This is a genomic window from Delftia sp. PE138 (assembly GCF_018320755.1).
Taxonomy (GTDB): Bacteria; Pseudomonadota; Gammaproteobacteria; order Burkholderiales; family Burkholderiaceae_C; genus Comamonas; species Comamonas tsuruhatensis.
In genome coordinates, this window is record NZ_JABEPN010000001.1 from 1,492,141 (window position 1) to 1,506,582 (window position 14,442).

14 protein-coding genes are annotated in these 14,442 nt (G+C 67.2%); 8 read left to right on the forward strand and 6 right to left on the reverse strand.

Annotated elements, in window-relative coordinates:
• The first annotated feature begins 10 nt into the window (after positions 1-10).
• The 4 genes from HFGMBDPB_RS06730 (at position 11) to ureC (ending at position 3,144) form a co-directional block, all read left to right on the forward strand.
• A complete protein-coding gene (locus HFGMBDPB_RS06730; protein WP_012203116.1) occupies positions 11-313 on the forward strand; it encodes an urease subunit gamma in 303 nt (100 codons plus the stop codon).
• Between the two features lie 158 nt (positions 314-471).
• Positions 472-1,095, forward strand: a complete 624-nt coding sequence (locus HFGMBDPB_RS06735; protein WP_017407198.1) for a HupE/UreJ family protein — start codon at positions 472-474, stop codon at positions 1,093-1,095.
• A 27-nt stretch (positions 1,096-1,122) separates the two neighbouring features.
• Positions 1,123-1,428 carry an urease subunit beta gene (locus HFGMBDPB_RS06740; RefSeq protein ID WP_026062842.1) on the forward strand — a complete coding sequence of 102 codons (306 nt, stop codon included), beginning with the start codon at positions 1,123-1,125 and terminating at the stop codon, positions 1,426-1,428.
• Between the two features lie 12 nt (positions 1,429-1,440).
• Positions 1,441-3,144, forward strand: a complete 1,704-nt coding sequence (ureC, locus tag HFGMBDPB_RS06745; RefSeq protein WP_012203113.1) for an urease subunit alpha — start codon at positions 1,441-1,443, stop codon at positions 3,142-3,144.
• Between the two features lie 15 nt (positions 3,145-3,159).
• Here ureC and HFGMBDPB_RS06750 read toward each other — a convergent pair whose 3' ends face one another.
• On the reverse strand, positions 3,160-3,564 hold the full coding sequence (locus tag HFGMBDPB_RS06750) for a type II toxin-antitoxin system death-on-curing family toxin (RefSeq protein WP_034366858.1): 405 nt from the start codon (positions 3,562-3,564) through the stop codon (positions 3,160-3,162).
• Positions 3,561-3,788, reverse strand: coding sequence for an AbrB/MazE/SpoVT family DNA-binding domain-containing protein (locus tag HFGMBDPB_RS06755; protein ID WP_016446570.1), 228 nt, complete (start codon positions 3,786-3,788; stop codon positions 3,561-3,563). Before HFGMBDPB_RS06755 ends, HFGMBDPB_RS06750 begins: the two co-directional genes overlap by 4 nt.
• Positions 3,789-3,853: 65 nt before the next feature.
• Here HFGMBDPB_RS06755 and ureE point away from each other — a divergent pair, with 65 nt between their 5' ends.
• Genes ureE through ureG form a run of 3 tightly spaced genes read left to right on the forward strand, consistent with a single transcriptional unit; the run spans position 3,854 to position 5,869 of the window.
• Positions 3,854-4,498 carry an urease accessory protein UreE gene (gene ureE, locus HFGMBDPB_RS06760; protein WP_046239194.1) on the forward strand — a complete coding sequence of 215 codons (645 nt, stop codon included), beginning with the start codon at positions 3,854-3,856 and terminating at the stop codon, positions 4,496-4,498.
• Complete coding sequence (locus tag HFGMBDPB_RS06765) at positions 4,491-5,207, forward strand: urease accessory protein UreF (protein ID WP_043789353.1); 717 nt, start codon at positions 4,491-4,493, stop codon at positions 5,205-5,207. The genes ureE and HFGMBDPB_RS06765 overlap by 8 nt, the downstream gene beginning before the upstream one ends.
• 20 nt (positions 5,208-5,227) lie before the next feature.
• Entirely contained in the window at positions 5,228-5,869 is a 642-nt protein-coding gene (gene ureG, locus HFGMBDPB_RS06770) for an urease accessory protein UreG (RefSeq protein WP_016446573.1), read from the forward strand.
• A 19-nt stretch (positions 5,870-5,888) separates the two neighbouring features.
• On the opposite strand, the gene HFGMBDPB_RS06775 is transcribed toward ureG, so the two are convergent.
• The 4 genes from HFGMBDPB_RS06775 to htpG form a co-directional block, all read right to left on the reverse strand.
• On the reverse strand, positions 5,889-6,644 hold the full coding sequence (locus HFGMBDPB_RS06775; protein ID WP_212645105.1) for an exosortase H-associated membrane protein: 756 nt from the start codon (positions 6,642-6,644) through the stop codon (positions 5,889-5,891).
• Positions 6,645-6,654: 10 nt separating this feature from the next.
• Positions 6,655-7,206: an exosortase H gene (gene xrtH, locus HFGMBDPB_RS06780; protein WP_017407194.1), complete on the reverse strand. Its 552-nt coding sequence runs from the start codon at positions 7,204-7,206 to the stop codon at positions 6,655-6,657.
• A gap of 149 nt (positions 7,207-7,355) precedes the next feature.
• On the reverse strand, positions 7,356-10,964 hold the full coding sequence (locus HFGMBDPB_RS06785; RefSeq protein ID WP_212645106.1) for an IPTL-CTERM sorting domain-containing protein: 3,609 nt from the start codon (positions 10,962-10,964) through the stop codon (positions 7,356-7,358).
• Between the two features lie 365 nt (positions 10,965-11,329).
• Entirely contained in the window at positions 11,330-13,276 is a 1,947-nt protein-coding gene (gene htpG, locus HFGMBDPB_RS06790) for a molecular chaperone HtpG (protein ID WP_017407192.1), read from the reverse strand.
• 243 nt (positions 13,277-13,519) lie between these two features.
• On the opposite strand from htpG, the gene aqpZ reads away from it, so the two are divergent.
• Positions 13,520-14,224: an aquaporin Z gene (gene aqpZ, locus HFGMBDPB_RS06795; RefSeq protein ID WP_016446578.1), complete on the forward strand. Its 705-nt coding sequence runs from the start codon at positions 13,520-13,522 to the stop codon at positions 14,222-14,224.
• Positions 14,225-14,442 lie beyond the last annotated feature (218 nt).

Consider the following 14,442-nt stretch of genomic DNA (forward strand, 5'->3'; position numbering starts at 1 on the left):
AGACTCATCCATGGAACTCACCCCGCGTGAAAAAGACAAGCTGCTGCTGTTCACCGCAGCCCTGGTGGCCGAGCGCCGCAAGGCGCGCGGCCTGAAGCTCAACTACCCCGAGGCCGTGGCGCTGATCAGCGCCGCCGTGCTGGAGTGGGCGCGCGACGGCAGGACCGTGGCCGAGCTCATGCACCTGGGCACCACGGTGCTGACGCGCGCCGATGTGATGGAGGGCATTCCAGAAATGATCCCGGACATCCAGGTCGAAGCCACTTTCCCGGACGGCACCAAGCTGGTCACCGTTCATCACCCAATAGTTTGACCCCCTGAGCGGCTACGCCGCTTCCCCCAAGGGGGACGGCGCCATCGCTGCGGGGCGGCGCGGCCAGCTTAGGCCCTTGCTGGGCACCCCCAACCAGCCCGCTGCATCCGCTTGTGCCGTGGGCAGATCCAGTCTCGATAGCGATCAAGGAGATCTCCATGTTCAGATTCCGCAACACTTTCAACTACCTGCTCGCCCCGGCCCTGCTGGCCGCCGCCACGGCTGCCAGCGCCCATACGGGGGCCGGCGCCCACCTGCATGCCGGCGACGGCGCCATGCAGGCCCTGATGGCCGGGCTGTCCCATCCCATTGCGGGCCTGGACCATCTGCTGGCCATGGTGGCGCTGGGCCTGTGGTGCGGGCTGATGCTCAAGCGCCAGTGGCTGCCGCCCGTGGCCTTTGCCGCCTGCATGGCGCTGGGCCTGGCGCTGACGCAGACCCCGCTGGAGCTGCCGGCCGTGGAGCCCATGGTGGCCGCCTCGCTGCTGGCCTTCGGCCTGCTGCTGGTGGCCCAGCGCCGCCTGCCCGTGGCCCTGGCCATGGTGCTGGCCGGCGCCTTCGCGCTGTTCCACGGATACGCGCATGGCGAGGTCTTCCCCCACGCGCTGCCCGCAGCCGTGTTCTGGGCCTACATGGCGGGCATGGTCGCCACCACGCTGGTGCTGCATGCCCTGGGCGTGGCCTTTGGCCGGGCCATGCGCGGCGGCACGGCTTCGGCCTGGGCCGCACGCCTGGCAGGTGTGGCCGCCATGGGCTACGGTGCCGTGGCGCTGGCAGGCTGAGCGCGGGAGCCGCACATGACCGAGCGCATCACCCCCGGCGAACTGCTGGCCGAGCCCGGCGAGATCCTGCTGAACGCAGGCCGGCCCGTGCAGACCCTCACGGTCACCAACACCGGCGACCGGCCCGTGCAGGTGGGCTCGCACTTTCATTTCTTCGAGGTCAACGAGGCCCTGCACTTCGACCGCGCCGCCGCACGCGGCTGGCGGCTGAACATCGCGGCCGGCACGGCCGTGCGCTTCGAGCCGGGCCAAGAACGCACGGTGGAACTGGTGGAAATCTCCGGCGACCGCATCATCTATGGCTTCAACGCCAAGGTGATGGGACCTCTCTGAAAGGGAACATTCATGGCAAGCATCACGCGCCAGGCCTATGCCGAGATGTTCGGCCCCACCGTGGGCGACCGCCTGCGGCTGGCCGACACGGCCCTGGTCATCGAGATCGAGAAGGACCACACGATCTACGGCGAAGAGGTCAAGTTCGGCGGCGGCAAGGTCATCCGCGACGGCATGGGCCAGAGCCAGCGCATGGCCGCCGACTGCGCCGACACCGTCATCACCAATGCCGTGATCATCGACCACTGGGGCATCGTCAAGGCCGACATCGCCATCAAGAACGGGCTGATCGCCGGCATAGGCAAGGCCGGCAACCCGGACATGCAGCCGGGCGTGACCATCGTCATCGGCCCCGGCACGGAAATCATTGCGGGCGAGGGCATGATCGTCACGGCCGGCGGCATCGACACGCACATCCACTTCATCTGCCCGCAGCAGATCGACGAGGCGCTGACCAGCGGCGTGACCACCATGATCGGCGGCGGCACGGGCCCGGCCACGGGCACCTTCGCCACCACGGTCACGCCCGGTCCCTGGCACATGGAGCGCATGCTGCAGGCCGTGGACGGCTACCCCATGAACATCGGCCTGCTGGGCAAGGGCAACGCCAGCCAGGCCGCGCCGCTGCGCGAGCAGATCGCGGCGGGCGCCATCGGCCTGAAGCTGCACGAGGACTGGGGATCGACGCCCGCCGCCATCGACTGCTGCCTGGGCGTGGCCGACGAGACCGACACCCAGGTCGCCATCCACACCGACACGCTCAACGAGGGCGGCTTCGTCGAGGCCACGGTGGCCGCCTTCAAGGGCCGCACCATCCACACCTACCACACCGAAGGCGCGGGCGGCGGCCACGCGCCCGACATCATCAAGGTCTGCGGCGAGGCCAACGTGCTGCCCTCGTCCACCAACCCCACGCGGCCCTACACGGTGAACACGCTGGACGAGCACCTGGACATGCTCATGGTCTGCCACCACCTGGACGCCTCGATTGCCGAGGACATCGCCTTCGCCGAAAGCCGCATCCGCCGCGAGACCATCGCCGCCGAGGACGTGCTGCACGACCTGGGCGCCTTCTCCATGATCTCCAGCGACAGCCAGGCCATGGGCCGCGTGGGCGAGGTCGTGCTGCGCACCTGGCAGACCGCGCACAAGATGAAGGTCCAGCGCGGCAGCCTGCCGGGCGACAACGCGCGCCACGACAACTTCCGTGTCAAGCGCTACGTGGCCAAGTACACCATCAACCCCGCACGCACGCATGGCATCGCCCATGTCGTGGGCTCGGTGGAGGTCGGCAAGCTGGCCGACCTGGTGCTGTGGCGGCCTGCGTTCTTCGGCGTCAAGCCCAGCCTCATCCTCAAGGGCGGCAGCATCGCCAGCGCCGCCATGGGCGACCCCAACGCCAGCATCCCCACGCCCCAGCCCGTGCACTACCGCCCCATGTTCGCGGGCCAGGGCAGCGGCGTGGCGGCAGCCAGCCTCACCTTCGTCTCGCAGGCCGCCCAGCAGGCCGGCGTGGCCGACCGCTACGGCCTGCGCAAGCGCACCGTGGCCGTGGAAAACTGCCGCAGCGTCAGCAAGCGCGACATGGTGCACAACGACTGGCAGCCCGACATCAGCGTCGATCCCGAGACCTACCAGGTCGTGGCCGACGGCCAGCTGCTGACCTGCGAGCCCGCCACCGAGCTGCCGATGGCGCAGCGGTATTTTCTTTTTTAAGGGGGAGCAATGGGGTCAGCGGGGCAAGGGCGCACTGTGCTCACGTATCCAGAGGGCGAACCCGGCCTCGTCCAGTTCGCCTGCGGCCAAGGCCACCATGGTCAGCACACAGGACTCGTCACCCGCCGTCAATTCCCAGCCATTGAGATGGAGAAACAGCTCGGTCGCCACAAAGGCTGTGCGTTTATTGCCATCCGCAAAGGGATGGTTGCGCGCGATGCCAAAGCCATAGCTGGCTGCCAGCTCGGCCGCATCAGGCGCCCCATAAGCGGCCAGATGGCGTGGCCTGGCCAGGGCGGATGCCAGCAACCCGGCATCACGCACGCCCGCCGGGCCACCATGCTCGGTCAGTTGCTCTTCGTGAACAGCCAGCATGACGGCCTCGCTGAGCCAGACCCAAACCTGCATGTTCCCGGTCATTTCGCCAGCTCACGCAAAACACCACGCCGCTTTTTCATGATCAGGCGCGCTGCATCCATCTGCTGCCCGAAGTCCTCGTCATACGGAGAAAGCTTGATGCCACCGTCGGCAACCTCGGTCAGATACACCGTGTCGCCTTTGCCCAGGTTCAGCTTCGCCAGAATCTCCTTGGGCAGGATCAAGCCCACGGAATTGCCGACCTGGGTGAGTTTGAGAGTGGTCATGATGGAATCTCCAGGGAAGTCATTGACCTCGCAATGTTATAACGAACGTTAATACGAAACAATTCATGCTCACCGTCAACAAACACATGCCCCAGGGCGGCGGCCTTGCCGCCGTGCTGGTCAGGCGCGCCGCCACGCTGGAACTGGACTGGGACATGCGCCAGAAGAGCCGCTTTGCGGCCATCGACTCCACGGGGCGCGAGCTGGCCGTGGTGCTGGCGCGCGGCAGCGTGCTGCGCGGCGGCGACGTGCTGGTGGCCGAGGATGGCAGCCTGGTCGCCGTGCGCGCGGCGCCCCAGGCGGTGTTGCGCGTGACGGCGGCCACGCCGCTGGGCCTGCTGCGTGCGGCCTACCACTTGGGCAACCGGCATATCCCGGTGGAGGTCACGCCCACGCACCTGCACCTGGAAAACGACCCCGTGCTGCACGACATGCTGCTGCGCCTGGGTGCGCAGGTGGCCCTGGTGGATGCGCCCTTCGAGCCCGAGGCCGGCGCCTATGGCGGCGGCCACCGCCACGGCCATGACGCCAGCTTTGCCGAGGACCAGGCACTGGCGCAGAGCGTGTATGCGCTGCATGACCATGGGCACGCACACGGCCATTCACACGATCATTCCCACGGGCATGAACATGGCCACGACCACAGCCATGACCATGATCACAAAGGCTGCTGCGGACACGGGCACGGCCACGACCATCCTCATGGCTGACCTGTCGATACAGGGGCTGTGCGCCCTGCTGCACCTGGCATCGCCCCAGCTGCCCGTGGGCGGCTTCAGCTATTCGCAGGGGCTGGAGGCCGCCATCGAGCACGGCCTGGTCACGGATGCCGGCACGGCGCGCACCTGGATTGCCGATGCGCTGGCCCACGGCTTTGCACGCTGCGAGGCGCCGCTGTGGCTGCTGCTGCGCCGGGCCTGGAGCGAAGGCGACGAAGGGGCAGTGCACGAATGGAACCAATGGTTCATTGCCAGCCGCGACAGCCGCGAGGCCCGTGCCGAGACGCTGCAGATGGGCTGGTCGCTGCACAGCCTGCTGCGCTCCGTGCCCTGGGGCGGCGAGGCCTTTGCGCCCCGCATCGCACAACTGGGCGCCCTTGTGGACACCCCTGGCCTGGCCTATCCCACGGCCTTTGCCTGTGCCTGCGCCGCCGTGGATGCCGACGAGGACCATGCCCTGCTGGCCTATGGCTTTGCCTGGCTGGAGAACCAGGTGGCCGCTGCCATCAAGGCCGTGCCACTGGGCCAGGTGGCGGGCCAGAGCCTGCTGCTGGCCCTGCATCCGCTGCTGGAGCAGGCCGTGGGCGAGGCACGCCGCCGCGCCAGCGAGGCGCCGCCCCGGCTGGACACCATGCTGCCCCAATGGAGCGTGCTGCAGGCGCGGCACGAACACCAGTACTCCCGGCTCTTCCGGTCCTGATCACTCACCCCAAGTCCACCATGAACACCCGCACCAAGAAACTCCCCCCGCTGCGCGTCGGCATCGGCGGCCCGGTCGGCTCCGGCAAGACCACGCTGCTGGAGATGCTGTGCAAGGCCATGCGCGCCCACTACGACCTGGTGGTCATCACCAACGACATCTACACCAAGGAGGACCAGCGCCTGCTGACGGTGGCCGAGGCCCTGCCGCCCGAGCGCATCATGGGCGTGGAGACCGGCGGCTGCCCGCACACGGCCATCCGCGAGGACGCCTCCATCAACCTCGAGGCCGTGGACCGCATGCTGCGCCAGTTCCCCGAGGCGGACATCGTCTTCATCGAAAGCGGCGGCGACAACCTGGCCGCCACCTTCAGCCCCGAGCTGTCGGACCTGACCATCTACGTGATCGACGTGGCCGGCGGCGAGAAGATTCCGCGCAAGGGCGGCCCCGGCATCACCAAGAGCGATCTGCTGGTGGTCAACAAGACCGACCTGGCGCCCTACGTGGGCGCCAACCTGTCCATCATGGAAGCCGACACGCAGCGCATGCGCGCCCACAAGCCCTATGTGATGGGCAGCGTGAAAAGCGGCAAGGGCCTGCGCGAGGTGATCGACTTCATCACCGAGCGCGGCCTGCTGCCGCCCATGCCCGCTCAGGCCTGAAGACGGCCGCGCACGGCCTTCAGCGCTGCGGCGTGCCGCTGGTGGCCTTGGCCTTGGGCAGGGTGGCCGCGCTGCTGGAGGACACCAGCGGGTGGCCGGTGGAGGTGGTGGCGCCATCGGTCTGACGCCAGGCCGAGGGCTTGGGCGCCACCATGGGCTGGGGCGCGGCGGCAGGCGCCCGGCTGCGGTTCCAGGCCGGCAGCAGCACGCGGCGCACAAATCCCATGTCCAGCGCCAGCCACAGCAGCACCGGGCACAGCGTGGGCACCATCAGCCCGCCCATCTGGTAGGCGTAGACGATGGCCTCCAGCTGCCATGTCTGTATGCCCAGCACGTTGAGGTCGAGCCGCGCCGCAAGGCACAGCTGCATCAGCACCTGCGAGACCACGCTGAAGGTCTGCAAGGGCAGCAGCGCCACATACCCCACCAGGATGCGCCACCACCGGCCCGGCCCCCAGGCCGCCAGCAGCATGGCCACCAGCACCGGCAGGCCGTAGCCGTAGCGGGCGGGATCGACCTCGACGATGGCCTCGGCGCGGCGCCAGCCGGTCTGCTCGTTGGAGACCTGGACCGAGGAATTGACGACCAGGTTGCGGGGCGTCTCCAGGTCCACGCGCTGCACCCAGCCGTTGGCGGCGTTCTCCAGCACCCACTTGCTCATGCCGGACACCGGCACGGCCAGCCAGCCAGCCGCCAGCGTCCAGGCCAGGGTCAGCACCACGATGCCGCCCATGGCCAGGGCCGCGAAGCGCGAGATGGGATTGCGTCCGATCATGGCCTGCTCCTCAGGCGGCCACGGCGGCAGAGGCAGCCGTGGCAGGCGGCAGCGGCGGCTGGCCGCCGTCATCGTGCGACGGCGCCTTGCGGCCGCTCCAGCGCACCCACAGCAGCCAGAACACCAGCACGTCCAGCATGATCAGTGCCTGCCAGAGGTACTCATGCGCGAAGTTGAAGGCCGTGGTGCTCCACTGGCCCAGGTAGAACAGGCTGATGACGCGCAGCACGTTGATGGCCTGCACGGCCACGAAGCCGGCCAGCAGGCCCACCAGCTTCTGGCGCCATGACGAGGGGAAGGCCATCACGGCGGCAAACAGCACGATGTAGGCCTCCAGGCCGTTGCAGCCGGCCTCGATGGAGACGCCGAAGCCCGTGGCCGTGTTCCACAGCACCTTGCCCGTGGCCGAGGCCGTGCTGTCGAACCAGGTCACCAGCGAGGCGCAGATGTGCGCCAGGAAGGCCGTCCAGGGCAGCACGATGTGCTGCTGCACCCAACTGAGCAGGTTCAGCCCGAACATCGTCAGCTGGATGGCCAGAAAGATCAGAAAGAAACGCAGCATGGCAGGTCTTGGAGTGTTGGTTGCCGGGCTTGCGACCTGGCGGTTGCGAAACAGTGTCCCTCTATAGGCTCGCATTATCTTCGGACCGCTCAAAGACGACAAAGGCCGGTGCGTGAATCACGCCACCGGCCCTTGTCGTCACGGGCGCATCACCGACGCTCGCGCCTGCGCATGGTCCCCAGCGCCATCAGCGCCAGCAGGGACGACATCAGCATCAGGCCCCACTGCGACAGCGTGGGAATGCTGGCCGTGCCGCCCGGCCCCGGCTTGAGCGGCGTGGTGGTCGTGCTCTTGTCGTTGTCGGGATTGCCGTCACCGGGCACCGAGACCGTTGCCGAGTTGACCAGCGGGCGGGCGCCCTTGTAGGGCTTGTCCAGCTTGGTCTCCAGCGTGAAGACGGCCGTGCCGCCCTGGGCCAGCTGCGGCACGCTGCAGGTCACGGTGCGCGTGCCGCTGGCATAGCTGCAGCCTGCCGAGGCCGAGACGAACTCCAGCCCTGCGGGCAGCACGTCGGTCACCGAGCCGCCCGCGGGCGACTGCGGATCGCGGCCGTAGTTGGTGACGGTCAGCGTGTAGCTGGCCGTGTCGCCATCGTCCAGCGGGCCGGCGGGGCCCTGCTTGCCGATCCCCAGGTCCACGGCATTGCCCTGGCGGCTGGTGGAGGTCCGGTCGGTGGTGGTGTTGTTGACGATCACATCGCCGCCATTGCTCAGCCATTCCGTCTCGAAGGGCTTGACCGAGGCCTCGTGGTAGATGGTGCCGCCCGAAGCCTTGTCGGGCAGGGTCTGTGCACGCATCTTGAACTTGATGGTCATGCTCTGGCCCGGCGCCAGCGAGGGGATGGTGCACTGCAGAGGCCCGCTGGTCGCGTTCAGCGCCGGCTGCACGCCGCACCAGGATGCGGAGGCGCCGGGAATGCCGGCCAGCGCCAGGCCGTTCTGGTAGCTGAAGGTGGCCGTGGAGCCCGATGCGGGGAACTTGTCGGTCACGACCACCTGGGTGGCGTAGGAGGGGCCGGAGTTGGTCACCGTGATGGTGTATTCGGTGTCCTCACCCAGCACCAGGCCGTCCGCCGTGTGGCGCATGCTGATGTTCACATCCAGCTCGGCACGCTTGAGCCGGGCCTTGGCCTCGGCCTGGTTGTTGGCCTTGGTCAGTTCCTCGGTGGTGGTGTCGACGGCGACCGTGTTGAGGATCTCCGTGTCAGCCGCCAGATCGCCGCGCGAGCGCATCTTGTAGGTCACGGTGTACTGCGCGCCTGTGGGCAGCGGATTGGCCCAGGCGCACTCCAGCGTTCCGCCCTGCACGCCATCGGTGGCAGCCGGAGTGCAGGTGCCGCCGCCGGAGACCGTGGGCGTGCCGATGAAGATGGCGTCTGCAGGCAGCACGTCCTTGAGCGTGACATTGGCGGCCGACGAGGGGCCGTAGTTGGGCACCGTGACCGTATAGGTCAGCGGCTCGCCCGCAGCCGCCACCTTGGGCGAGACCTGCTTTTGCGCTGCGATTTCCGCGATGGCCTGCACGGTGATGCTGGCCGTCGAGGAATCGTTGCCGGGATCGGCGTCATGGATGTCCAGAGACTGGGCCGAGGCCGCGTTGGCATAGGTGCCGGTGGTGGCGCGCTTGGGGCGGATCTTGACCTCGATCACCACCTCGGCCTCCGGGGCCATGGAGGTGATGTCGCAGGTCAGATCGCGCGTCTCGCTGTTGACGCCGCCCGAAGGAGTGCCGCAGCTGGCGTTGGCGCCGGAGACGATGCGGCTGGAGACAAAGCCGCCGCCCGGGTAGGTGTACGGCACGGGATTGCCGGCCTCGTCCACCGGGTTGCCGCCCACGATGCGCACGCCGTCGGTCTGCTTGACCAGGGACTGCAGCGCGTCGCGCACGCGGACATTCGTCACCGTCGTGCTGGCCGAGTGGTTCTTCACCACCAGCTGGTAGGTGACCTCCTCACCGCTCTTGATGGCAGCCGGCGGCACGGGGCTGACCACGCTCTTGACGATGCCCACATCCACCTTGTCGGCAGACACGGTGACGGTCGCGGAGGTGGTGGCCGATGCATTGTCCCGGCCGATCACGCCAGCGGAGGCGTTATTGGTGAAGTCCAGATGGCCCGAAGCCAGCGTGACCTTGGCCCTGACCTTGATCTGGCGGCTGGCGCCCACGGCCAGGCCCGCGGTCGAGGTGCAGCTCGGGGTGGTGCAGGTCCATTCCCCCGCGCCGGTGCCCGCACCGGACATGCTGACGATGGCCATGCGGCCGTCTGCGGGGTTGTCGGTCACAGTGATCTGCTGATTCGGCAGCACGGGCATGGGGCCGGTGTTGGTCACCGTGATCGTGTATTCGAACTCCTGGCCTGCCAGCACCGGGCGGCCAGGGCCGGCCTTGGCCAGCCTCAGCCGCGCATCGTTGCTGAAGTCCACGGCCGCGCTGGCCGTGTTGTTGGTCGTATTGGGCTCGTTGAGGCCGGGTGCCACACCGATCACGCCCTGGTTGACCAGCTGCGTGCCGGGTGTCCCGCCCGCAGCCACGCTGGCCTTGAAGCGGATGGCCTGCATGTTGGCGTAGCCGGCCACCGGGTACTCGCCCGCATGAGTGCAGGTGATGGTGCCGCTGTTGTGGCCGCAGTTCCAGGGCGCCGTGCTGCCGTCGAAGCCCGTGAAGGTCACGCCGGCCGGCAGGGTGTCGGTGACGGTGAGATCGCGCGGCACGAGGGAGCCGCCTTCGCGGCGCGGCTGCAGCGTGTAGGTGACCTCGGTTGCCTGCAGCGCATCCAGCACTGTAGGCGCCACCTGCTTGCGCAGCGAGACATCCACGAACTCGCTGCCGCTGGAGACCACGGCGGCGCTGGCGGTGTTGTTGCCGGACTGGCCGTCGGGCATCTCCGTGCTGGCGTCCTTGTAGCCCTTGACGCTGGCAGCGCCGGCAATGGTGCCGCTCATGTTGGCGATGGCCGGCACGGTGATGGCTGGCAGCACGGCGCCTGGCAGCACCGGGCCGCCGCGCGTGCAGTTGAGCTCGCCCGAGATCAGCGGATAGCCCGAGGCCGGCGTGCAGCTCCAGCCGCTGCCTGAGGGCACGCCCGTGACCACGGCGCCGTTGGGCACGGGGAAACGCACCACGGTACGGCCACCGGCGGGGACCTCGGACGGGCCCTTGTTCTGCACGTCGATGACGTACTGGAAGGCGCCGCCGTTGGCGACGCTGGCGGGAGCCGCCATCGCAATGGCCAGATCGGCGGCCTCGGTGGTGGTGAAGTTGCGGTCCAGCTGCGTGTTGTTCTGGTCGTTGTCGTAGTCGGGCGATGCCATGCGCGCGCTGGCCACGGCGCGCCAGTTGGTGCCGACGGTCGGCAGGATGACCTCGAAGCCCACGGACTTGAAGCCATCGGCGGGCGCCAGGTTGCCGATGTTGCAGACCAGCGTGTTGTTGCCTGCGGTGAGCACCGTGCCGGCAGCCGGTGCCGTGCAGGTGATGCCGCCCGGGCTGCTGCTGTAGCCCTGGAACACGGCGCCCACGGGCAGCACCTCGGTCAGGGTGACGCCTACGGCGTCGGGACCGATGTTGTTGTGCCTGACCTTGGCCACATAGGTGAAGGTGCCGCCGGCAGGCCCTGCCGATGCGTCCTGTCCGTCATAGAGACCATCCTGGTTGACCAGGATGTCGGTATCGGCCGGCGCCGCCACGGCAGCCGCTGTTGCCAGCAAGCCGCCGGACAGCAGCGCACGCGCCAGCCAGCCCTTTCTCGTGAAAGCCATACAAACCTCTCTTTTGCTTCGTTGACAGCGCCGAATGCCGCAGGCACGGACGCACGGGGTGCCCGGCTGGAACAGCTCTGTCAAAAAGCCGACAACCGGACGCACCAAAGGGAGGCATGATGGTTCTTTATTACCAAAAGTAAATATGATCTGGAATTTTTGACAAAAGTGAGTATTTAGAAGAATTTGTGAGTTTTCCGTGAGTCCACCGACGACTACCGGTTTTCCTCACGGATTGCAGACGTGAAAAAGCCGGTGGCAGCTTGGCTGGCACCGGCTTGGAAGGCTTGTCTGCCGTGCGCTGGCACGACAGTGAGCAGGCACTGAGGCCTATGGAATGCGCCTGGGCGATCCTTGTGAGGAACTCACGCGAGAAGAGCGTTCACGCGCTTGACGTAGGCGGCCGGGTCCTCGGGCATGCCGCCTTCGGCCAGCACGGCCTGGTCGAACAGGATGTTGGCCAGGTCATGGAAATGCACTGATCCGTCCAGCTTCTTGACCAGCGGATGCTCGGGGTTGACCTCCAGCACGGGGCGGGCGTCCGGCGCCTGCTGGCCGGCCTGCTTGAGCAGGCGCGCCAGCTGCAGGCTCATGCCGCCGTCCTGCACCACCAGGCAGGCCGGCGAGTCGACCAGGCGCGTGGACACGCGCACGTCCTCGGCCTTGTCCTTGAGCGCCTCCTTGAGCTTGGCCAGCAGGGGCTTGAAGGCTTCGGCCGCTTCCTCGGCGGCCTTCTTTTCCTCTTCGTCCTGCAGCTTGCCCAGGTCCACGGCGCCCTTGGCCACGGACTGCAGCGGCGTGCCGTCGAAGTCGGTCAGGTAGCCCATGGCCCATTCGTCCACGCGGTCGGCCATCAGCAGCACTTCGATGCCCTTCTTGCGGAAGACTTCGAGCTGCGGGCTGTTGCGCGCTGCCGTCAGGGAGTCGGCCGTGATGTAGTAGATCGCGTCCTGGCCTTCCTTCATGCGGGCCTTGTAGTCGGCCAGCGAGACCATGGCGTCTTCCTGGCTGGTGGAGGCAAAGCGCAGCAGCTTGGCGATGCGTTCCTTGTTGGCGAAGTCCTCGCCCAGGCCTTCCTTGAGCACGGCGCCGAACTCGGCGTAGAACTGGCTGTACTTGCCTTCCTTGGCCTTGTCCTCTTCGCTGACCACGTCGGTGACGCCGTCCGTGCCTTCGCCGGCCTCGTGGCGATCGTGCTTGGCCAGGTCTTCCAGCATGGACAGCACGCGCTTGGTGGAGCCGTCGCGGATCAGGCGCACGTCGCGGCTTTCCTGCAGCAGCTCGCGGCTGACGTTCAGCGGCAGGTCGGCCGAGTCGATCACGCCCTTGACGAAGCGCAGGTAGCCGGGCATCAGCGCCTCGGCGTCATCCATGATGAAGACGCGCTTGACGTAGAGCTTGACGCCGGCCTTCTTGTCGCGGTTGTAGAGATCGAACGGTGCCTTGGCCGGAATGAACAGCAGCTGCGTGTACTCGGTGTTGCCCTCCACGCGGTTGTGGCTCCAGGTCAGCGGGTTCTCGAAGTCGTGGCTGATGGCCTTGTAGAAGTCCTGGTACTGCTCGGCCGTGATGTCCTTCTTGGGACGCGTCCACAGCGCGCTGGCCTTGTTGATGGTCTCCCACTCGCCGGTCTTGACCATGGCGCCGGGCTGGTCGTTCTCGCCGTCCTTCCATTCCTCCTTTTCCATGAGGATGGGCAGGCTGATGTGGTCGGAGTACTTGCCGATGACCTGCTTGATCTTCCAGGCATTGAGGAACTCCTCGGCCTCGGGGCGCAGGTGCAGCGTGATGCTGGTGCCGCGCTGGGGGCGCTCGATCTGCTCGACCTCGAACTCGCCCGTGCCGCCGCTGGTCCAGCGCACGCCTTCGGCGGCCGGCAGGCCCGCGCGGCGTGTTTCCACGGTGATCTTGTCGGCCACGATGTAGCCCGAGTAAAAGCCCACGCCGAACTGGCCGATGAGCTGCGAGTCCGACTTCTGGTCGCCCGACAGCTTTTCCATGAAGGCCTTGGTGCCGCTCTTGGCGATGGTGCCCAGGTTGTCGATGGCTTCCTGCTCGCTCATGCCGATGCCGGTGTCGGCAATGGTCAGCGTCTTGGCGGCGGCGTCGAAGGACACGCGCACTTCCAGGTTGGGCTGGTCTTCATACAGCGCGGCATTGTTCAGCGCCTCGAAGCGCAGCTTGTCGCAGGCGTCCGATGCGTTGGAGACCAGCTCGCGCAGGAAGATCTCGGGGTTGGAATACAGCGAATGCGTGACCAGGTGCAGCAGCTGTGCAACTTCGGCCTGAAAAGAATGGGTTTGCTTGCTCATGCAGACAGTGTCCTATGTCCTATGGGTTCACAACAGGGAAAAAATCAGCCCTCATCTCGGGTCGGCGGATGCAATTTCAAGAGCCCGCCGCCCCTGTGGCGACGCAGGCTCTGGACGATTGTTCACTTTCTTGCCCTCTCGGCAGGCCAGGCGCAGCGCTATAACTGCGCCACTTTCCGCCATTCGGCGGGCAGTGCGCGCAGGGCCCGGGCGCAGCGGCGGGCCTGTTTCAGGAGATTTCCCATGCACAGCTCTGTTCAAAAATGGTCCGCAGAATTCCTCGGAACCCTGTGGCTGACCCTGGGCGGCTGCGGTGCGGCCGTGCTGGCCGCCGCCTTCCCGCAGGTGGGCATCGGCCTGGTCGGCGTCTCGCTGGCCTTCGGCCTGACGGTGGTCACCGGCGCCTATGCCTTCGGTCCCATCTCGGGCGGGCACTTCAACCCTGCCGTCTCCGTGGGCCTGGCCATGGGCGGGCGCTTTGCCTGGAGCGAGCTGCCGGGCTACGTCGTGTCCCAGGTGCTGGGCGCCATCACGGGCGCAGGCATTCTCTACGTGATCGCCACGGGCAAGGCCGGTGCCGACATCGGCGGCTTTGCCACCAACGGCTTCGGCACGCATTCGCCGGGCGGCTACGGCATGACGGCTGCCCTGGTCACCGAGGTGGTGATGACGGCCTTCTTCATCCTGGTCATCCTGGGCGCCACGGCCAAGCGCGCGGCAGCCGGCTTTGGCGGGCTGGCCATCGGCCTGTGCCTGACGCTGATCCACCTGATCTCGATTCCCGTGACCAACACCTCGGTCAATCCCGCGCGCAGCACGGGCCCGGCCCTGTTCGGTCCCGAGATCGCCGTCTCGCAACTGTGGCTGTTCTGGGTGGCCCCCATCGTGGGCGCGCTGATCGGCGCCGTGATCTACAAGGCCCTGCTGTCCAATCCGGCCGACGAGTAAGGCCAGGCACGGGCGCAGCAGGCGCCCCGCAGCAAACCCCGGCGGCTGGCGACAGCCGCTTTTTTTTCGTCCGGCAGCAGCCGCGTTTTCATTGGACCTGTGGTGAAACACGGTTTTCGTTTGTTGCATGGCGGCAACGCGAAGGACTTTTACCCAGGGCAAACAGGCCAACTTTACGAAGCAGAAACCGAACACTAGTGATTCGCAATAACAATCCG